This is a genomic window from Streptomyces sp. NPDC037389 (assembly GCF_040636475.1).
Lineage (GTDB): Bacteria > Actinomycetota > Actinomycetes > Streptomycetales > Streptomycetaceae > Streptomyces > Streptomyces hesseae.
Genome location: NZ_JBEZUS010000003.1, coordinates 419,080 through 438,241, shown reverse-complemented (window position 1 = coordinate 438,241; position 19,162 = coordinate 419,080). Strand labels below are relative to the sequence as shown.

Genomic DNA, 19,162 nt, shown 5'->3' with positions numbered 1-19,162 from the left:
GTGTGGGAAGTCATGACACGATTGACGGCCCGTAGGCGGCATCTGGTGATCGCGGCGGGAGGGCTGATCGCCATCGCGGGGGTGATATCGGGCTCCGTGGCCGTGGCCACCGAGGGCTCGGGGAACTCCCGGGGTGAGGAAACGATCGCCCAGGACCCGACGCCGGCCCCGGACACGGCCCCGGACGGCAAGGGCGGCACCCCGCCCCCACCGACCACGCCGGGCACACCCAGCGCCCCCACGCCGGCCGCCCCGACCGGCCCGGTCTCCCCGGAGATCGCCCACGGGACGGAGACCGGCGGGAAGACCGTGGCCCTCACCATCGACGACGGCCCCGACCCCAAGTGGACCCCGAAGGTCCTGGAACTGCTGAAGAGGTCCGGCATCAAGGCCACCTTCTGCATGATCGGCCCCCAGGCCAAGGCCCGCCCCGACCTCGTCAAACAGGTCGTCGCCGACGGCCACCGCCTCTGCGACCACTCCGTCGACCACAACGTCGCCATGGACAAACGGTCCGAGGACTACCAGAAGCAGCAGATCCTCGACGCCAAGAAAATGATCGAGGACGCGGCCGGCGGCGGCCCTGCCGGAACGATCCGCTACTACCGCGCCCCCGGCGGCGCCTTCACCCCGTACAGCCGCCACCTGGCCGCCGACAACGGCATGCGCCCCCTCGGCTGGGACGTCGACACCCGGGACTGGCAACGCCCGGGCGTCGACCGCATCATGGAAAACATCAAACGCGAACTCCCCAACGGCCCCATCATCCTCTTCCACGACGGCGGCGGAGACCGCAGCCAGAGCGTCGAGGCCCTGGCCCGCTGCATCGACTGGCTGAAGGGGGAGGGCTACGGCTTCGGGTTCCCGAAGGTGTGACCGCCGGGCGCACCGGCGGGCCAATTAAAAAGACCCCGCACCCAGCGGAACGCTGGTGGCGGGGTCTTCCGGCACTTCATGCGAAGTGCCCCCGGCAGGATTCGAACCTGCGCACACGGCTCCGGAGGCCGTTGCTCTATCCCCTGAGCTACGGGGGCTTGTCGGCCGTTTCGCGGTCTCGCTCGCGGCGACGGGTAGAACACTACCAGCTCCGGGAGGGTGCCCTGCAACCTTGATCGAAAAGAGGTGGGGGCGCGGGGCCGGGAGGTCGCTCGGGAGGGGTGGAAGTGGGGAAAACCCGGACGCGGGGTGAGGAGCGCGCCTACTCTCGGGGTGTGCCTGGCTTGTCCGGCCGGGTCCTTGTTGTGGACGACAACAAGGTCATCCGGCAGTTGATCAGGGTCAACCTCGAGCTGGAGGGCTTTGAGGTCGTGACCGCGGCCGATGGTGCCGAGTGTCTGGAGATCGTGCACCGGGTGCGTCCCGATGCGGTGACCCTGGATGTCGTGATGCCCCGGCTCGACGGGCTGAACACGGCCGCCCGGCTGCGCGCCGACGCGCGGACCCGGGACATCCCGATCGCGATCATCAGCGCCTGCACCCCCTATGAGATCGAGAGCGGCTGGTCCGCCGGGGCGGACGCGTTTCTGCCCAAGCCGTTCGAGCCGGCGGAGATGGTGCGGCTCGTGCGGAGGCTGGTGGGATGGCCGGAGGGGGAGGGGGCGACGGGGGATGCCGAGACCGTCGTCCGTCCCGCAGGGTGAAACCGGTTCGCGGAGTGCCGCACCTTCTCCCCTAGGCTGGCCTTGTGACCCCCGCCGATCTCTCCCGCACCGTGTTGCACACCGTGCGCCGCGCCGTCGAGGAGGACGAGCTGCGCGCGCCCGTGCCGGAGCGGGTCAGCGTGCGGGTGCCCCCCCGGCCCGGCTGCGGGGACTACGCCACCAACGTCGCGCTCCAGCTCGCCAAGGGCGGCGACCGTCCCGCCCGCGAGATCGCCGAAGTGCTGCGGCGCCGGCTCCTCGCACGGCCCGGCATCGCCCGAGTCGACATCGCCGGGCCCGGCTTCCTCAACATCACCCTTGACGGTGCTTCCGGTGAGGAGATCGTCCGGGAGGTGCTGAGCGCGGAGATCCGCGGGGACGCGCTGCCTTTGCGGCCCCGAGCCGTGGATGTCGAACGGCTTGGGAATGACGCCGCCCGGTGGAGCCTGCTCTCTCCCCCCGGCCTCGACCGGTCCCTGCTGCTCGTGCAGAAGGACAGCAATCCGCTCTTCCGGGTTCGATACGCCCACGCCCGGAGCCGGGCCTTGGTGCGCAACGCCCGTGATCTCGGGTTCGGGTCCCTAGTCGGCCCGCTCGACGACAGCGCCGACACGGTCCTCGGCGCCCTCGCCGACCACTCCCGCGTCAGCGCCGCCCGCGCCCCCGACCGGCTCGCCCGGCATCTTGAGCGGACCGCCGAGGCCTTCCTGAAATGGCAGGCCATCTGCCCCGTCCTGCCCTGCGGCGACGAGAAACCCTTGGCCGTTCACCGCGCCCGCCTGGCCCTCGCCGAGGCCACGGGCAAGGTGCTGGCCAACGGCCTGACCCAGCTCGGCATCACCGCACCCGCACACCTGTAACAAGGGGATCGCCAGTCATGAGTCGTTCCGCCCACCCCGCCGGGCCCCGCTACGCCGACGTCCTTCCCGAGGGGCACTACGTCGCCCCGCCCACCGATCTCAACGAGCTCGACCCCCGCGTCTGGTCCCGGACCGTCGCCCGCGGCGACGACGGCGTCGTCGCCGTCGGCGGGATGGACGTCAAGCGGCTCGCCGAGGAGTTCGGCACGCCCGCCTACGTCCTCGACGAGGACGACTTCCGGGCGCGGTGCCGTGCCTGGCGGGACGCCTTCGGGGCCGACGCGGACGTCTTCTACGCGGGGAAGGCGTTCCTCTCCCGCGCCGTCGTCCGCTGGCTGCACGAGGAGGACCTCAACCTCGACGTCTGCTCCGGCGGCGAGCTCCTCACCGCCCTCGACGCCGGGATGCCCGCCGAGCGCATCGCCCTCCACGGCAACAACAAGTCCACCGACGAGATCACCCGCGCCGTCGAGGCCGGCGTGGGGCGGATCGTCGTCGACTCCTTCCAGGAGATCGCGCGCGTCGCGCACATCGCCGAGCGGCTCGGCAAGCGCCAGCGCGTACTGATCCGGGTGACGGTCGGCGTCGAGGCGCACACCCACGAGTTCATCGCCACCGCCCACGAGGACCAGAAGTTCGGGCTCCCGCTGGCGGGCGGGCAGGCCGCCGAGGCCGTGCGCAGGGCGCTCAAGCTCGACGGGCTCGAGCTCCTCGGCATCCACTCCCACATCGGCTCGCAGATCTTCGACACCTCCGGCTTCGAGGTCGCGGCCCACCGCGTCATCGGGCTCCTGGGGCAGATCCGCGACGAGCACGGCGTCGAGCTGCCCGAGATCGACCTCGGCGGCGGCCTCGGCATCGCCTACACCTCCGACGACGACCCGAGCGAGCCCCACCAGATCGCCACCGCCCTGCGCGAGATCGTCACCCGTGAGTGCGCCGCCGCCGGCCTCGCCGTGCCGCGGATCTCCGTCGAGCCCGGGCGCGCCATCGTCGGCCCCACCGCCTTCACGCTCTACGAGGTGGGCACCACCAAGGAGCTGCCCGGACTGCGGACGTACGTCAGCGTCGACGGCGGGATGTCCGACAACATCCGCACCGCGCTCTACGACGCCGACTACTCCGTCGCCCTGGTCTCCCGCGCCTCCACCGCCGAACCGATGCTCACGCGCGTCGTCGGCAAGCACTGCGAGAGTGGCGACATCGTCGTACGGGACGCCTTCCTCCCCGCCGACGTGGCCCCCGGCGACCTGCTCGCCGTGCCTGCCACCGGCGCCTACTGCCGCTCCATGGCGAGCAACTACAACCACGCGCTGCGCCCCCCGGTCGTCGCCGTACGGGACGGCGCGGCGCGAGTGATCGTCCGACGGGAGACGGAGGAGGACCTCCTCCGTCTCGACGTCGGCTGACGGAAAATACAGAAACAGAAGAACAAAATCCTTGGTGAAATCGGTCTCGGATGCTGGACGGGGAGGAATTCCCCGTCCAGTGGGTGAGACTGTGGGACAACCAAAGGTGTACTGAGAAACGAGGTCGGATGATGCGTACGCGTCCGCTGAAGGTGGCGCTGCTGGGCTGTGGAGTCGTCGGCTCTGAGGTGACGCGCATCATGACGACGCACGCGGACGACCTCACGCAGCGCATCGGGGCGCCCGTCGAGCTCGTCGGAATCGCCGTGCGGCGCCCCGACCGGGTACGCGAGGGCGTCCCCCAGGAGCTGATCACCACCGATGCCACCGCCCTCGTCAAACGGGGCGACATCGACGTCGTCATCGAGGTCATCGGCGGCATCGAGCCCGCGCGCTCCCTGATCACCACCGCCTTCGAGCACGGCGCCAGCGTCGTCTCCGCCAACAAGGCGCTGCTCGCGCAGGACGGCGCCGCCCTCCACGCCGCCGCCGAGCAGCACGGCGTCGACCTCTACTACGAGGCCGCCGTGGCCGGTGCCATTCCGCTGGTCCGGCCGCTGCGCGAGTCCCTCGCCGGCGACCGGGTCAACCGGGTGCTCGGCATCGTCAACGGCACCACCAACTTCATCCTCGACAAGATGGACTCGAGCGGCGCGGGCTACTCCGAAGCGCTCGACGAGGCCACCGCGCTCGGCTACGCCGAGGCCGACCCGACCGCCGACGTCGAGGGCTTCGACGCCGCCGCGAAGGCCGCGATCCTCGCCGGCATCGCCTTCCACACCCGGGTGCGGCTGGACGACGTCCATCGCGAGGGAATGACGGAGGTCACCGCCGCGGACTTCGCCTCGGCGAAGCAGATGGGCTGCACCATCAAGCTCCTCGCCATCTGCGAGCGGGCCGCCGACGGCCGCTCCGTCAGCGCCCGCGTCCACCCGGCGATGATCCCGCTGACCCACCCGCTGGCGTCGGTGCGCGAGGCCTACAACGCGGTCTTCATCGAGGCGGACGCGGCCGGCCAGCTGATGTTCTACGGCCCGGGCGCGGGCGGCGCGCCGACCGCCTCCGCCGTCCTCGGCGACCTCGTCGCCGTCTGCCGCAACAAGGTCGCCGAGGCCACCGGCCCCGGCGAGTCCGCCTACACGCGCCTGCCGGTGTCCGCCATGGGCGAGGTGGTCACCCGCTACCACATCAGCCTCGACGTGGCCGACAAGCCGGGTGTGCTGGCCCAGGTCGCCACGGTCTTCGCCGAGCACGGCGTCTCCATCGACACGGTCCGCCAGCAGGGCAAGGACGGCGAGGCCTCCCTCGTCGTCGTCACGCACCGGGCCTCCGACGCGGCCCTGTCCTCCACGGTCGAAGCCCTCCGCAAGCTGGACACGGTCCGTGACGTGGCCAGCATCATGCGGGTCGAGGGCGAGTAAGGCGTCAGGCGAAGCAGGGAACAAGGGATAACGAGAGCAATGTCTGCCAACATCAGCCGTCCTGCCGCCTCCGGTACCCACCAGTGGCGCGGCATCATCGAGGAATACCGCGACCGTCTTCCGGTCACCGCCGACACCCCGGTCGTCACCCTGCGGGAGGGCGGCACGCCGCTCGTCCCCGCCCAGGTGCTCTCCGAGCGCACGGGCTGCGAGGTCCACCTCAAGGTCGAGGGCGCCAACCCCACCGGGTCCTTCAAGGACCGGGGCATGACCATGGCCATCACCCGGGCGAAGGAAGAGGGAGCGCGCGCGGTCATCTGCGCCTCCACGGGCAACACCTCCGCCTCGGCCGCCGCCTACGCCGTACGGGCCGGGATGGTCTGCGCCGTGCTCGTACCCCAGGGCAAGATCGCCCTGGGGAAGATGGGTCAGGCGCTCGTGCACGGCGCCCGCATCCTCCAGGTCGACGGCAACTTCGACGACTGCCTGACGCTGGCGCGCGGGCTGTCCGAGAACTACCCCGTGGCGCTGGTGAATTCGGTCAACCCGGTGCGTATCGAGGGGCAGAAGACGGCCGCGTTCGAGATCGTGGACGCGCTGGGTGACGCGCCTGATATTCATGTGCTTCCCGTGGGCAACGCGGGGAACATCACCGCCTACTGGCGTGGGTACCGCGAGTACGCGGCCGACAAGGTCTCGACCCACAACCCCCGGATGTGGGGATTCCAGGCTTCCGGTTCCGCGCCGATCGTGCGGGGGGAGCCGGTGCGGGACCCGCACACCATCGCCACCGCGATCCGGATCGGCAACCCGGCGTCCTGGGAGTACGCGGAGGCGGCCCGGGACGAGTCGGGCGGGCTCATCGATGAGGTGACCGACCGACAGATTCTCGCCGCGTACCGGCTGTTGGCCTCGCAGGAGGGGGTCTTCGTCGAGCCGGCGTCGGCCGCCAGCGTGGCCGGTCTGCTGAAGGCTGCCGAGCTCGGGCTCGTCGACCCCGGGCAGAAGATTGTCTGTACGGTCACCGGGAACGGGCTCAAGGATCCTGATTGGGCGGTGGCGGGGGCGCCGCAGCCGCTCACCGTTCCGGTGGATGCCGGGGTTGCCGCGCGGGAGCTTGGGCTCGTCTGACCGTTTCCGGGTGCCGCCCGGTGGAGGGCGGGTGGGTGCAGGTCCGTGTTCCGGTTGCGCCCGCCCTCCCCCGGCTACCGCTGGGAGGTGTCCCCGGCCCAGCGGAACGATCGCCCACAACCAGGCTTAAAGCCGACAGATGCACAGGTAGCAGTGCGACACGCATCGTGCGCCTCCTGTGCGCCCTATGTCGCCACTGAACCTTCCTTCGATAGGCTGTGTTCACTCCGCCCCGTCGCTGACCGTGCCGTCCCCACGCGGTATCGCCGTCGCGGCCTTTGCGGATGTCGTATGTCATCAACCACGGTTACACCAAGGAGAGTCATCGAGCGATGGCCGGTCCCGCCTTCCGCGCCGCCGCCGTCCGAGTGCGCACCCCCGCCACCAGCGCCAATCTCGGTCCCGGCTTCGACGCCCTCGGCCTGTCCCTGAACCTCTACGACGATGTCGTGGTCCGGGTGGCGGAATCGGGGCTGCACATCGACATCGCCGGCGAGGGTGCCGACACCCTCCCGCGCGACGAGAGCCACCTGCTCGTACGGTCCTTGCGCACCACCTTCGACCTGCTCGGCGGCCAGCCGCGCGGTCTGGAGGTCGTCTGCGCCAACCGCATTCCGCACGGCCGGGGTCTCGGCTCCTCCTCCGCCGCCATCTGCGCGGGCATCGTCGCCGCCCGCGCGGTGACCATAGGCGGGGCCGAGAAGCTCGACGACGCGGCCATGCTGGAGCTGGCCACCGAGATCGAGGGCCACCCCGACAACGTCGCGGCCTGTCTGCTGGGCGGGTTCACCCTCGCCTGGATGGAGTCGGGGGTGGCGCGGGCCATTCGGATGGACCCGGCGGATTCCATCGTTCCGGTGGTCTTCGTGCCGTCGGCGGCAGTGCTCACCGAGACCGCGCGCGGCCTGCTGCCGCGCAGCGTCCCCCATGTGGACGCGGCCGCCAACGCCGGGCGCGCCGCTCTGCTCGTCGAGGCCCTGACCAGGCGTCCCGAGCTGCTGCTGCCGGCCACCGAGGACCGGCTCCACCAGGACTACCGCGCTCCGGCGATGCCGGAGAGCGTGGCCCTGGTCAACCGACTGCGGGCGGACGGCGTCCCCGCGGTCATCTCCGGCGCGGGCCCCACGGTGCTCGCGCTGGTCGAGGACGGTGCGGCCGACAAGGTCGCACGGCTGGCGGGCGAGGGATGGGCGGCGAACCGCCTGGCCCTCGACTCCGGGGGGACGAGCGTGCTGCCGCTCGCCTGACCAGCGGCGCCCGGGGTGTCCAGGGGTGCCCCGGGCCAGGAAAAAAACACGATTGCCGGTCTTGGAGAGGGGGAATGTTTGTGGGATCCGGTAGTGTTAACCTCAAGTCTGCACCCGAAGCCACATCGGCTCGGTGCTCTGTGTCCCGATCAGGGACCGCTTTTCTTCCGGGAGCCTCCCCAACTGCCTGAGCAGCCTGCCTGAGCAGTTTCGAGCACGCTCCGGAATCGGCGTGGGCGACATGAGTGAAGCGTTATGTCGTGCCCTTCCCTCATTTCTTCACGCCGACAGCAACGCACTGATTTTTTCTTCCGCCGTGACAAAGCGGCGAACCACCGCCCCGGCCCGGTCCGCGACGAAGGACCGCAGCCGGACAGCACAACCGGTCGCCGAGCCAAGACAGGCCGACGCCCGCTCCAGGGAAGGACCCCTTCGTGAGCGACACCACCGATCTGATGGGCGTGAACGCCGACAGCTCCGTCGGCAATGCCTCCGCGCCCGCCACGGACGCTCCCGCCGCGTCCGCCACCGGTGCTGCCACCGCCCCCAAGCGGCGCCGCTCGGGCACCGGCCTCGACGCCATGGTTCTGGCCGAGCTCCAGCAGCTCGCTTCCGGCCTCGGCATCAAGGGCACCGCGCGGATGCGCAAAGGCCAGCTGATCGAGGTCATCAAGGAGAAGCAGGCCGGTGGCGGTGCCGCCGCGCCCGCCAAGACCGAGCCCGCCGCTGCCGCCGAGGCCAAGCCCAAGCGCCGTGCGACCTCCCGGGCCCGTACGGGCGAGGCCGCGGCCGAGAAGCCCGCCGAGAAGGCTGCCCAGCAGCAGATCGAGATCCCCGGCCAGCCGGGTGGGGACGAGGCCCCGGCCGGTGAGCGTCGCCGTCGGCGCGCCACCGCCCCCGCGGGCAGCCCCGAGCAGGCCGCCGCCGAGGCCCGTACCGAGGTCAAGGCCGAGGTCCGTGTCGAGGAGCGCGCCGAGGCCAGGGCCGAGGCCGCCGTCGACACCGCCGAGGGCAAGGCCGCCAAGGGCGAGCGCCAGGACCGCGCCGAGCGCGGCCAGAAGGGCGAGCGCCGGGAACGTGGCGAGCGCGGTGAGCGCGGTGAGCGTGGCGAGCGCCGTGAGCGCGACCGCCGCGGCAGCCGCGACGGCGACGCCGGCCAGCAGGGCGCGGGCCGTCAGCAGCAGCGTGGCGACCGTGCCCCCCAGGGCGGCCCGCAGGACGAGGACGACTTCGACGGTGGCCGTCGTGGCCGTCGCGGCCGCTACCGCGACCGTCGCGGCCGTCGTGGCCGTGAGGAGTTCGGCCCCGGCGAGCCGCAGGTCGCCGACGACGATGTGCTGATCCCCGTCGCGGGCATCCTCGACATCCTCGACAACTACGCCTTCATCCGGACCTCCGGCTACCTGCCGGGCCCGAACGACGTCTACGTCTCCCTGGCCCAGGTCCGCAAGAACGGCCTGCGCAAGGGCGACCACGTCACCGGTGCGGTCCGCCAGCCGAAGGACGGCGAGCGGCGCGAGAAGTTCAACGCGCTCGTCCGTCTGGACTCGGTCAACGGCATGGCGCCGGAGACCGGCCGCGGCCGTCCCGAGTTCGGCAAGCTCACCCCGCTCTACCCGCAGGACCGTCTGCGGCTGGAGACGGACCCGGGCGTTCTGACGACCCGCATCATCGACCTGGTCGCCCCCATCGGCAAGGGCCAGCGCGGTCTGATCGTGGCCCCGCCGAAGACCGGCAAGACCATGATCATGCAGGCGATCGCCAACGCGATCACCGTCAACAACCCCGAGTGCCACCTGATGGTCGTCCTGGTCGACGAGCGTCCGGAAGAGGTCACCGACATGCAGCGGTCGGTCAAGGGCGAGGTCATCTCCTCGACCTTCGACCGCCCGGCCGAGGACCACACCACCGTCGCCGAGCTGGCCATCGAGCGCGCCAAGCGCCTGGTGGAGCTGGGCCACGACGTGGTCGTCCTGCTGGACTCGATCACCCGTCTGGGCCGCGCCTACAACCTGGCCGCTCCGGCCTCGGGCCGCATCCTGTCCGGTGGTGTCGACTCCACGGCGCTCTACCCGCCGAAGAAGTTCTTCGGTGCCGCGCGCAACATCGAGGACGGCGGCTCGCTGACCATCCTGGCCACCGCGCTGGTCGAGACCGGCTCGCGCATGGACGAGGTGATCTTCGAGGAGTTCAAGGGCACCGGCAACATGGAGCTCAAGCTCGACCGGAAGCTCGCCGACAAGCGCATCTTCCCGGCCGTCGACGTGGACGCCTCCGGCACCCGCAAGGAGGAGATCCTGCTGGGCAGCGAGGAGCTGGCCATCGTCTGGAAGCTCCGCCGGGTGCTGCACGCGCTCGACTCGCAGCAGGCCATCGAGCTGCTCCTCGACAAGATGAAGCAGACGAAGTCCAACGCCGAGTTCCTGATGCAGATCGCGAAGACCACGCCCTCCTCGGGCAACGGCAACGACTGATCCATCGGCGACCGCCGGCAGGGCCCCTTCAGGCCCGTGAAACCTCCCCCGTCACCTTCGTGACGGGGGAGGTTTCGCTTTTTGTGATCTTCCCGTGACCTTTTGAGACATGCGCCACAGCAGGCCACCGCCGAGATGGCCGGAACGACCGGCCCCGGAATGGCCGAAATCCCAGGTGGCAGTGGGCGGAACGGGATCACACGCTCCACTTTCGCCACGGCTTTTCTAAGACGGTCCTCAGAATCCGCTGTGCAACCCTGGCGCAGACTTCCCCGTCAACCAGCAGGGGGCGACGTACAGCGAAGGACTGAGGAGCGCATGGCCGACGACAGCAGGGGTACGCGGGCGGGTTCGCACCGCCGCCGTGCCGGGGGCACACGTGGCCGCCGCCGCAAGCCTCCCGTGCGCCGCAAGGGCCGCCGAATAGCCGCCTGGAGCGCCGGCGCCCTGGTGCTGCTCGGCGGCACCGGCGCGGGGTTCCTCTACTTCAAGCTCAACGGCAACCTCAGCAGCGTCGACATCAACGGCGCGCTGGGCAAGAACCGGCCGCAGAACATCGACAACGGCTCGATGGACATCCTGGTCCTCGGCTCCGACTCCCGGGCCGGCGCCAACAACAAGTACGGCCGGGACGAGGGCAGCTCCCGTTCCGACACGGCGATGATCGTCCATGTCTACGCGGGTCACCAGAAGGCCAGCGTGGTCTCCATCCCGCGCGACACCATCGTCTCCCGCCCCGATTGCGTCACCCCGAACGGCAAGACGGCCCCGGCGGTCAAGCGCGAGCAGTTCAACGAGGCGTACTCGGTCGGCGGCGCGGTCTGCGCGGTCAAGACCGTCGAGGCGATGACCGACATCCGGATGGATCACTACATGGAGGTCGACTTCGCCGGCTTCCAGAAGCTGATCGACAACCTGGGCGGCGTGGAGGTCACCACCACCAAGCGCATCGACGACAAGTGGAGCCACCTCAAGCTCGACGCGGGCACCCACAAGCTCAACGGCGAGCAGTCCCTCGGTCTGGTCCGCACCCGCCACGACGTGGGCGACGGCAGCGACCTCGGCCGGATCAAGCTCCAGCAGGCGTTCATCAAGGCGCTGATCAACCAGGTGAAGTCCGTCGGCCTGTTCACCAGCCCCACCAAGCTCTACGGAATCGCCGACGCCGCCACCAAGTCGCTCACCACCGACAAGGACCTGGCCTCCGTCGACAAGCTCTACGGCTTCGCCAACAGCCTCAAGGGCATCAGCTCCGACAACATGCACATGGTGACCCTCCCCGTGGGCCCCGACCCCCGTGACCAGGACCGCGTGGTCCCGCTCACGGAGCAGTCGAAACTGCTCTGGCAGGCGCTGAAGAGCGACCAGGACATCCCCGAGGCCGCGACCAAGGACGGCGACGGAGCGAAGACCCAGGCCGACGGCGTGGTCAAGTAGTCCCGGCGCCCCCCGCCCGAGCTGCGGGAATATCCGGCGGCCACCCCCCGTTTTGGGGGATACGGCCAGTACTGGCAGACTGGTACGTCGGCCCCGGTTCACGTACGGCAATCCCGCCTGTGCGACCCGGAGCCCTCCCGAACCTAGGAGAACCCCTTGAAGCGCGACATCCACCCGGAGTACGTGGAGACCCAGGTCAGCTGCACCTGTGGCGCCTCCTTCACCACCCGTAGCACCATCGGCGCCGGCAACATCCGCGCCGAGGTCTGCTCCGAGTGCCACCCGTTCTACACGGGCAAGCAGAAGATCCTCGACACCGGTGGCCGTGTGGCGCGGTTCGAGGCCCGCTTCGGCAAGCAGGCCGCGGCCAAGTAGCGACCCGCAGGCGCCGGTCTTCGGCCGCCCAGTTCACGCTGGGCGCCCGGACCGGCGCTTTGTCGTCCAGCAGGCCCGTCACTTCCAGCAGCTAGGGAAACTTGATGTTCGAGGCAGTCGAGGAACTGATCGGCGAGCACGCCGACCTCGAGAAGCGGCTCGCCGACCCCGGCGTGTTCGCGGACCAGGCCAACGCCCGCAAGCTCAACAAGCGCTATGCCGAGCTGACCCCGATCGTCGGCACCTACCGCGCCTGGAAGCAGGCCGGCGAGGACATCGAGACGGCGCGCGAGCTCGCCGCCGAGGACCCGGACTTCGCCGCCGAGGTGAAGGAGCTGGAGCGCGGCCGCGAGGAGCTCACCGAGAAGCTGCGCCTGCTGCTCGTCCCGCGCGACCCCAGCGACGACAAGGACGTCATCCTCGAGATCAAGGCGGGCGCCGGCGGCGACGAGTCCGCGCTCTTCGCGGGTGACCTGCTGCGGATGTACCTGCGCTACGCCGAGCGCGTCGGCTGGAAGACCGAGATCATCGACTCCACCGACTCCGAGCTGGGCGGCTACAAGGACGTCCAGGTCGCGGTGAAGACCAAGGGCGGCAACGGCGCCACCGAGCCCGGCCAGGGTGTCTGGGCCCGGCTGAAGTACGAGGGCGGCGTCCACCGCGTCCAGCGCGTGCCCGCCACCGAGTCCCAGGGCCGGATCCACACCTCCGCGGCCGGCGTGCTCGTCACGCCCGAGGCCGAGGAGGTCGAGGTCGAGATCAACATGAACGATCTCCGCATCGACGTCTACCGCTCCTCCGGCCCCGGCGGCCAGTCCGTGAACACCACCGACTCCGCCGTGCGCATCACCCACCTGCCCACCGGTGTGGTCGCCTCCTGCCAGAACGAGAAGAGCCAGCTCCAGAACAAGGAGCAGGCCATGCGCATCCTGCGCTCCCGGCTGCTGGCCGCCGCCCAGGAGAAGGCCGAGGCCGAGGCCGCGGACGCGCGCCGCAGCCAGGTGCGCACCGTCGACCGTTCCGAGAAGATCCGCACCTACAACTTCCCGGAAAACCGCATTTCGGATCACCGCGTCGGTTTCAAGGCGTACAACTTGGACCAGGTGCTCGACGGCGAGCTGGACGCGGTCATCCAGGCGTGCGTCGACGCCGACTCGGCGGCGAAGCTCGCCGACGCCCAGTAATCTCCGCCCCGACCCGCACGTCCCCGCCGACCGGCGCCCGACAAGAAGTGAGGAAGGCCCAGTGAACCTGCTGCTCGCCGAGGTGGCCCAGGCCACCCAGCGGCTGGCCGACGCCGGCGTACCTTCCCCCCGCTTCGACGCGGAGGAACTCGCCGCGTTCGTGCACGGCGTGAAGCGGGGTGAGCTCCACAACGTCAAGGACGCCGACTTCGACGCCCGCTACTGGGAGGCCATCGCGCGCCGTGAGGCCCGTGAGCCGCTCCAGCACATCACCGGGCGGGCCTTCTTCCGCTATCTGGAGCTCCAGGTCGGCCCCGGCGTCTTCGTGCCCCGCCCGGAGACCGAGTCGGTCGTCGGCTGGGCCATAGACGCCGTACGGGCCATGGACGTCGTCGAGCCCCTGATCGTCGACCTGTGCACGGGCTCCGGCGCCATCGCGCTCGCCCTCGCGCAGGAGGTGCCGCGCTCGCGCGTGCACGCCGTGGAGCTGGACGAGACCGCCCACTCCTGGGCCCGCAAGAACACCGAGGGCTCGCGCGTCCAGCTGCACCAGGGGGACGCCCTCGCGGCCCTGCCCGAGCTGGACGGCCAGGTCGACCTGGTGATCTCCAACCCGCCGTACATCCCGCTCACCGAGTGGGAGTACGTCGCCCCGGAGGCCCGCGACCACGACCCCGAACTCGCCCTGTTCTCCGGCGAGGACGGCCTGGACACCATCCGCGGCCTGGAGCGCACCGCGCACCGGCTGCTGCGCCCCGGCGGCGTCGTCGTCATCGAGCACGCCGACACCCAGGGCGGCCAGGTGCCGTGGATCTTCACCGAGGAGCGGGGCTGGGCCGACGCGGCCGATCACCCCGACCTCAACAACCGGCCGCGTTTCGCGACCGCCCGCAAAGCGATGCCCTGATGGTCCCCGCGGCCGTCACCGGCGAACGACACCAGACACAGAATCCGTACGAGGAGGTCCGTTAGATGGCACGGCGATACGACTGCAGCGACGCGACCGACCGCAAGACCGGTCTGCGCGAAGCGGCCGCCGCGGTCCGCCGCGGCGAGCTGGTCGTGCTGCCCACCGACACCGTCTACGGCATCGGTGCGGACGCCTTCAGCAGCGAGGCCGTCGGCGACCTCCTGCACGCGAAGGGCCGGGGCCGGGGCATGCCCTCGCCCGTCCTCGTCGGCTCCCCGAACACCCTCCACGGCCTGGTCACCGACTTCTCCGAGCAGGCGTGGGAGCTCGTCGACGCCTTCTGGCCCGGCGCCCTCACCCTCGTCGCCAAGCACCAGCCGTCGCTGACCTGGGACCTGGGCGAGACCCGCGGCACCGTGGCGGTCCGGATGCCGCTGCACCCCGTGGCCATCGAGCTGCTCAACGAGTTCGGCCCCATGGCCGTCTCCAGCGCCAACCTCACCGGCCACCCCGCGCCGCAGACCTGCGACGCCGCGCAGGAGATGCTGGGCGACTCCGTCTCCGTCTACCTCGACGGCGGCCCCACCCCCGCCGACGTGCCGTCCTCCATCGTGGACGTCACCGGCAAGGTGCCCGTCCTGCTGCGCGCCGGCGCCATCAGCGCCGAGCAGCTCCGCGAGGTGGTACCCGACCTCGAGGTGGCCAATTGATCGCCCCGCAGGGGCGTGGCATAGCGGGACCGGACACCTCCACCGACACCTTCCGCATCCTCCACGTCAGCACCGGCAACGTCTGCCGCTCGCCCATCACCGAGCGGCTGACCCGCCATGCCCTCATCCGCCGGCTCGGCGACCCCTACGGGGGCGGCCTGGTGGTGGAGAGCGCGGGCACCTGGGGTCACGAGGGCGCTCCCATGGAGGCCCACGCGGCCACCGTCCTGGCCGACCTCGGCGCCGACCCGCACGGCTTCATCGGCCGTGAGCTCCTGGACGAGCACGTCATCCGCGCCGACCTGGTCCTCACCGCCACCCGCGACCACCGCGCCCAGGTCATCTCCATGGGCCACTCGGCGGGCCTGCGCACCTTCACCCTGAAGGAGTTCACCCGGCTGGTACGGGCCATAGACCCCACGACCCTCCCGGACCCCGAGCGGGCCGGCGGGGTGGTCGAGCGCGCCCGCGCCCTGGTGCAGGCCGCCGCCGCCCTGCGCGGCTGGCTGCTGGCGCCCAACGCGGAGGCCGACGAGGTCCACGACCCCTACGGCGCCCCGATCACCTTCTTCCGCTCCATCGGCGACGAGATCAACCAGGCGCTCGACCCGGTCGTCACCGCGCTCACGGGAGTCTCCACCCGGGCCTGACGGCGCACAATCGGACAAATCGGCCGATCGCGGGCCTACAGTTGGTGCTGAGACCGTCGCGCCGCACAGCCCGGAGCCCAGCGATGCCCATCAGCCCCACGCCCACCAGGGACATCGGCACACCCCGTGCCACCGCGACCGGGGCACGGTCCCCGGTGCTCCCCGCATGGGGACGCGGCTTCGACGCGCTCACCCGCACCGACCCCGAGCTCGCCGGCCTCCTCCTCGCCGAGGCCGAGCGCCAGGCGACCGGGCTCCAGCTCATCGCCGCGGAGAACTTCACCTCGCCGGCGGTCCTCGCCGCCCTCGGCTCCCCGCTGACCAACAAGTACGCCGAGGGCTACCCCGGCGCCCGCCACCACGGCGGCTGCGAGCTGGTCGACCTCGCCGAGCGCACCGCCGTCGAGCGCGCCAAGGCCCTCTTCGGCGCCGAGCACGCCAACGTCCAGCCGCACTCCGGCACCGCCGCGGTCCTGGCCGCCTACGCGGCCCTGCTGCGCCCCGGCGACACGGTCCTGGCCATGGCGCTGCGGCAGGGCGGCCACCTCACCCACGGATCGCCCGCGAACTTCTCCGGCCGCTGGTTCGACTTCGCCGGCTACGGCACCGACCCGGACACCGGTCTCATCGACTACGCGGAGGTGCGCGCCCTGGCCCGCGAGAAGCGGCCCCGGGCCATCGTCTGCGGCTCCACCTCCTACCCCCGCCACCCCGACTACGCGGCCTTCCGCGAGATCGCCGACGAGGCGGGCGCGTATCTGATCGTCGACGCCGCCCACCCCATGGGGCTGATCGCCGGGGGAGCGGCGCCCAGCCCCGTCCCGTACGCCGACATCGTCTGCGGTACCACCCACAAGGTGCTGCGCGGACCGCGCGGCGGGCTGCTCCTGTGCGGCTCCCGGCTCGCGGAGCGGGTGGACCGGGCGGTCTTCCCCTTCAGCCAGGGCGGGGCCCAGATGAACACCGTCGCCGCGAAGGCCGTCGCCTTCGGCGAGGCCATGACGCCGGCCTTCACCGACTACGCCCACCGGGTCGTCGGCAACGCCCGGGTGCTGGCCGAGGCGCTGGCCGCCGAGGGCCCGCGCGTGGTCACCGGAGGCACCGACACCCACCTGGTCGTCGCCGACGTCTCCCCGCTGGCCCTGGAGGCCGCCACGGCCCGTAGGAGGCTCGCCGCGGCGGGGATGGTCCTGGATGTCTGCGGACTGCCTCCGGGGCCCGCACGCGGCCTGCGGATGGGCACGGCGGCCCTCACCACCCAGGGGATGGGAGAGGCGGAGACGCGCCGGGTGGCGGCCCTTCTGGGGGCCGCCCTGCGCGGCGACCGTCCCGAGGGCCGGCTGCGGGTGGAGGTGACCGAGCTGGTCGCGGGTTTCCCGCCGTATCGCGCGGGAGGGTGAGGCCGCCGGCCCGCCGGAGGTATCCACAAGATCCACAACGTGCCCAGTTGTGATCATTTGCAACCGGGGCCGGGCACCTTACGTCTTCCCCTCCGTTCACGGTTCGGGGGCGGACCCGAATATGGTGTGAGGCTGTGATGTCCAGCGCTATCCCTGGGGCAGCCCGTGCGTGAATACCTGCTGACGTTGTGCGTCACCGCGGCGGTCACCTACCTGCTGACGGGCCCGGTGCGGAAGTTCGCGATCGTGGCCGGCGCCATGCCGGAGATCCGCGCCCGCGACGTCCACCGGGAACCGACGCCCCGCCTCGGCGGTATCGCCATGTTCGGCGGACTGTGCGCGGGCCTGCTGATGGCCGCCCACCTGTCCAACCTGAAGTCCGTCTTCGAGCTCTCCAACGAGCCACGGGCCCTGCTCTCGGGCGCCGGGCTGATCTGGATCCTCGGGGTGCTGGACGACAAGTGGGGCGTGGACGCCCTGGTGAAGCTGGGCGGTCAGATGATCGCCGCGGGTGTGATGGTGCTCCAGGGTCTGACGATCCTGTGGATCCCCGTACCCGGCGTGGGTTCCGTCTCGCTGACCCCGATGCAGGGCACCCTGCTGACGGTCGCGCTGGTGGTGATCACCATCAACGCCGTGAACTTCGTCGACGGCCTCGACGGCCTGGCCTCGGGCATGGTGTGCATCGCCGCGGCCGCGTTCTTCATGTACGCCTACCGGCTCTGGTTCGGGCACGGCCTGGAGGCCGCCGCCCCCGCGACGCTCTTCGCCGCCGTGCTGATGGGCATGTGCCTGGGCTTCCTGCCGCACAACATGCACCCGGCGCGGATCTTCATGGGCGACTCCGGCTCGATGCTCATCGGCCTGGTCATGGCCGCCGGGGCCATCTCCATCACCGGCCAGGTCGACCCCGACGCCCTCAAGCTGTGGGCGGGCTCCGAGCGGGCCGCCATCCAGGCGATGGTGCCGGTCTACATCCCTCTGCTGCTGCCGCTGACGGTGATCGCGGTGCCGGTGGCCGACCTGCTGCTGGCGATCGTGCGGCGCACCTGGAAGGGGCAGTCGCCGTTCGCCGCCGACCGGGGGCATCTCCACCACCGGCTGCTGGAGCTCGGCCACTCGCACAGCCGGGCCGTCTTCATCATGTACTTCTGGTCGGCGCTGATCGGCTTCGGCACGGTCGCCTACTCCGTGAACTCGGCGAGCGTCTGGGTCCTGCTGCTGATCGTCGCCCTGAGCGCCATGGGCCTGGTGCTGCTGCTGATGCCGCGCTTCACGCCGCGGGCGCCGCGGTGGGCGGAGCGGTTCGTCCCGCCGCGCTACCGACGCCGGAAGACCGCCGTTCCCGCGCCCGTCGCGACGGCGGAGGACCGGGGCGAGACGGAGCCCGTGCCCGCCGGCCTGCACGGGGCGACGGCCATCGGCGACCGGTCGCGTTTCGCCCACGCCCGGAAGATCGGCAGCAACCACTGAAGTCGCCGCATTAGCAGAGATCGATTGGCGTCGTCAGCCCCATGACCAGGTGCTTGACCCCTGCGTGTGACATGCGGCACACGATGTAGGTAAAGACCTCATCAAATAGTTTGTGATACCGTTCACGAAACCCTTGGTAGAGCCGAAGGACCGTAGTGCGACGGCCCTTCAGTCGCGCTGCGCGTCTCATTCCCGGGGATACGCTCGTTCACGACGAATCGTTGCTTCCAACCCTTCGCCGGAGAAACCCTTCATGCAGTCCAACGACGCCCGAACGCTTCTTCAGTGCGCCGTCCCGACCGCCGTTGTCGGCCTGGTCGCCGTCGCCGTCAGCGCCGTGGTCGCCGGCGGCAAGGGCGGGCTCGGCGCTGCCGTCGGCGTGCTCCTCACCGGAGCCGTCATGGGGACGGGGCTGATCATCCTGAATCGCACCGCGCGGCTTCTGCCCCACCTGTTCCAGGCCATGGGTCTACTGCTCTATACGACGCAGATCCTGCTCGTGGCCATTTTCCTTCTGGTGTTCAAGGACACGACGCTCTTCAACACCAGGAGTTTTGCCTTCTCGCTGCTCGCCGCGACCCTCGTGTGGATCGGGGCCCAGGCGCGTGCCTACATGAAGGCGAAGATCCTTTACGTCGATCCCGAGTCCGGAGACGCCAAGAAGTCCACTCCGGCCGGGTCCACGTCATGACCGGTAGGGCCGGGATAAATGGTCGCGCGCTCACCTGCTATCGTCCGGTGCCATCTGAGGTGCAGCGGACGCAGGCAGCCGAATCCCCGGGTCCCACGGGTTCGAATCGGCTTCCGGTGCAGTTGACGCCTGCGATGACCGCCGGCCTGC

The 19,162-nt window shown here is 70.7% G+C and carries 17 protein-coding genes and 1 tRNA gene; 17 read left to right on the top strand and 1 reads right to left on the bottom strand.

Features of this window, described 5'->3' with window-relative positions; translation table 11 throughout:
- The first annotated feature begins 12 nt into the window (after window positions 1-12).
- Complete coding sequence (locus AB0E98_RS08735; RefSeq protein WP_361700095.1) at window positions 13-876, top strand: polysaccharide deacetylase family protein; 864 nt, start codon at window positions 13-15, stop codon at window positions 874-876.
- An 86-nt stretch (window positions 877-962) separates the two neighbouring features.
- Here AB0E98_RS08735 and AB0E98_RS08730 read toward each other — a convergent pair.
- A tRNA-Arg gene (locus AB0E98_RS08730) sits at window positions 963-1,034 on the bottom strand.
- A gap of 123 nt (window positions 1,035-1,157) precedes the next feature.
- Here AB0E98_RS08730 and AB0E98_RS08725 point away from each other — a divergent pair.
- The 16 genes from AB0E98_RS08725 to AB0E98_RS08650 all read left to right on the top strand — a co-directional run bounded on the left by AB0E98_RS08725 (window position 1,158) and on the right by AB0E98_RS08650 (window position 19,012).
- Window positions 1,158-1,640 carry a response regulator gene (locus AB0E98_RS08725; RefSeq protein ID WP_361700093.1) on the top strand — a complete coding sequence of 161 codons (483 nt, stop codon included), beginning with the start codon at window positions 1,158-1,160 and terminating at the stop codon, window positions 1,638-1,640.
- 44 nt (window positions 1,641-1,684) lie between these two features.
- Window positions 1,685-2,500, top strand: coding sequence for an ArgS-related anticodon-binding protein NrtL (gene nrtL, locus AB0E98_RS08720; RefSeq protein WP_361700091.1), 816 nt, complete (start codon window positions 1,685-1,687; stop codon window positions 2,498-2,500).
- Window positions 2,501-2,517: 17 nt separating this feature from the next.
- Window positions 2,518-3,909, top strand: a complete 1,392-nt coding sequence (gene lysA / locus AB0E98_RS08715; protein WP_361700088.1) for a diaminopimelate decarboxylase — start codon at window positions 2,518-2,520, stop codon at window positions 3,907-3,909.
- A gap of 128 nt (window positions 3,910-4,037) precedes the next feature.
- Window positions 4,038-5,330 carry a homoserine dehydrogenase gene (locus tag AB0E98_RS08710; protein ID WP_361700086.1) on the top strand — a complete coding sequence of 431 codons (1,293 nt, stop codon included), beginning with the start codon at window positions 4,038-4,040 and terminating at the stop codon, window positions 5,328-5,330.
- A gap of 39 nt (window positions 5,331-5,369) precedes the next feature.
- Window positions 5,370-6,461, top strand: a complete 1,092-nt coding sequence (gene thrC / locus AB0E98_RS08705; RefSeq protein ID WP_311612036.1) for a threonine synthase — start codon at window positions 5,370-5,372, stop codon at window positions 6,459-6,461.
- Between the two features lie 332 nt (window positions 6,462-6,793).
- Window positions 6,794-7,708, top strand: coding sequence for a homoserine kinase (thrB, locus tag AB0E98_RS08700; protein ID WP_361700084.1), 915 nt, complete (start codon window positions 6,794-6,796; stop codon window positions 7,706-7,708).
- A 434-nt stretch (window positions 7,709-8,142) separates the two neighbouring features.
- The gene (gene rho, locus AB0E98_RS08695) at window positions 8,143-10,182 is read left to right on the top strand and encodes a transcription termination factor Rho (RefSeq protein ID WP_361700081.1); all 2,040 of its coding nucleotides are present in this window, start codon (window positions 8,143-8,145) and stop codon (window positions 10,180-10,182) included.
- A 318-nt stretch (window positions 10,183-10,500) separates the two neighbouring features.
- A complete protein-coding gene (locus AB0E98_RS08690; RefSeq protein ID WP_361700079.1) occupies window positions 10,501-11,619 on the top strand; it encodes an LCP family protein in 1,119 nt (372 codons plus the stop codon).
- A gap of 156 nt (window positions 11,620-11,775) precedes the next feature.
- Complete coding sequence (gene rpmE, locus AB0E98_RS08685) at window positions 11,776-11,994, top strand: 50S ribosomal protein L31 (RefSeq protein ID WP_126916079.1); 219 nt, start codon at window positions 11,776-11,778, stop codon at window positions 11,992-11,994.
- Between the two features lie 104 nt (window positions 11,995-12,098).
- On the top strand, window positions 12,099-13,178 hold the full coding sequence (gene prfA / locus AB0E98_RS08680) for a peptide chain release factor 1 (protein ID WP_361700076.1): 1,080 nt from the start codon (window positions 12,099-12,101) through the stop codon (window positions 13,176-13,178).
- A 61-nt stretch (window positions 13,179-13,239) separates the two neighbouring features.
- Complete coding sequence (gene prmC / locus AB0E98_RS08675) at window positions 13,240-14,085, top strand: peptide chain release factor N(5)-glutamine methyltransferase (protein WP_361700074.1); 846 nt, start codon at window positions 13,240-13,242, stop codon at window positions 14,083-14,085.
- A 65-nt stretch (window positions 14,086-14,150) separates the two neighbouring features.
- The gene (locus tag AB0E98_RS08670) at window positions 14,151-14,798 is read left to right on the top strand and encodes an L-threonylcarbamoyladenylate synthase (protein WP_361700071.1); all 648 of its coding nucleotides are present in this window, start codon (window positions 14,151-14,153) and stop codon (window positions 14,796-14,798) included.
- Window positions 14,795-15,448: a protein-tyrosine-phosphatase gene (locus tag AB0E98_RS08665; protein ID WP_361700068.1), complete on the top strand. Its 654-nt coding sequence runs from the start codon at window positions 14,795-14,797 to the stop codon at window positions 15,446-15,448. The genes AB0E98_RS08670 and AB0E98_RS08665 overlap by 4 nt, the downstream gene beginning before the upstream one ends.
- Before the next feature lie 83 nt (window positions 15,449-15,531).
- Complete coding sequence (glyA, locus tag AB0E98_RS08660) at window positions 15,532-16,848, top strand: serine hydroxymethyltransferase (RefSeq protein ID WP_361700066.1); 1,317 nt, start codon at window positions 15,532-15,534, stop codon at window positions 16,846-16,848.
- 165 nt (window positions 16,849-17,013) lie between these two features.
- The gene (locus AB0E98_RS08655; protein ID WP_361700063.1) at window positions 17,014-18,321 is read left to right on the top strand and encodes an MraY family glycosyltransferase; all 1,308 of its coding nucleotides are present in this window, start codon (window positions 17,014-17,016) and stop codon (window positions 18,319-18,321) included.
- Window positions 18,322-18,574: 253 nt separating this feature from the next.
- The gene (locus tag AB0E98_RS08650) at window positions 18,575-19,012 is read left to right on the top strand and encodes a hypothetical protein (protein WP_361700060.1); all 438 of its coding nucleotides are present in this window, start codon (window positions 18,575-18,577) and stop codon (window positions 19,010-19,012) included.
- The last annotated feature ends 150 nt before the right edge of the window (window positions 19,013-19,162 follow it).

What these genes read in the sequence shown, in the direction of transcription:
- AB0E98_RS08735 (WP_361700095.1), top strand. Translation starts at nt 13, where the DNA reads ATGACACGATTGACGGCCCGTAGGCGGCATCTGGTGATCGCGGCGGGA.
- lysA (WP_361700088.1), top strand. Translation starts at nt 2,518, where the DNA reads ATGAGTCGTTCCGCCCACCCCGCCGGGCCCCGCTACGCCGACGTCCTT.
- AB0E98_RS08710 (WP_361700086.1), top strand. Translation starts at nt 4,038, where the DNA reads ATGATGCGTACGCGTCCGCTGAAGGTGGCGCTGCTGGGCTGTGGAGTC.
- thrC (WP_311612036.1), top strand. Translation starts at nt 5,370, where the DNA reads ATGTCTGCCAACATCAGCCGTCCTGCCGCCTCCGGTACCCACCAGTGG.
- thrB (WP_361700084.1), top strand. Translation starts at nt 6,794, where the DNA reads ATGGCCGGTCCCGCCTTCCGCGCCGCCGCCGTCCGAGTGCGCACCCCC.
- AB0E98_RS08690 (WP_361700079.1), top strand. Translation starts at nt 10,501, where the DNA reads ATGGCCGACGACAGCAGGGGTACGCGGGCGGGTTCGCACCGCCGCCGT.
- prfA (WP_361700076.1), top strand. Translation starts at nt 12,099, where the DNA reads ATGTTCGAGGCAGTCGAGGAACTGATCGGCGAGCACGCCGACCTCGAG.
- AB0E98_RS08670 (WP_361700071.1), top strand. Translation starts at nt 14,151, where the DNA reads ATGGCACGGCGATACGACTGCAGCGACGCGACCGACCGCAAGACCGGT.
- glyA (WP_361700066.1), top strand. Translation starts at nt 15,532, where the DNA reads ATGCCCATCAGCCCCACGCCCACCAGGGACATCGGCACACCCCGTGCC.
- AB0E98_RS08650 (WP_361700060.1), top strand. Translation starts at nt 18,575, where the DNA reads ATGCAGTCCAACGACGCCCGAACGCTTCTTCAGTGCGCCGTCCCGACC.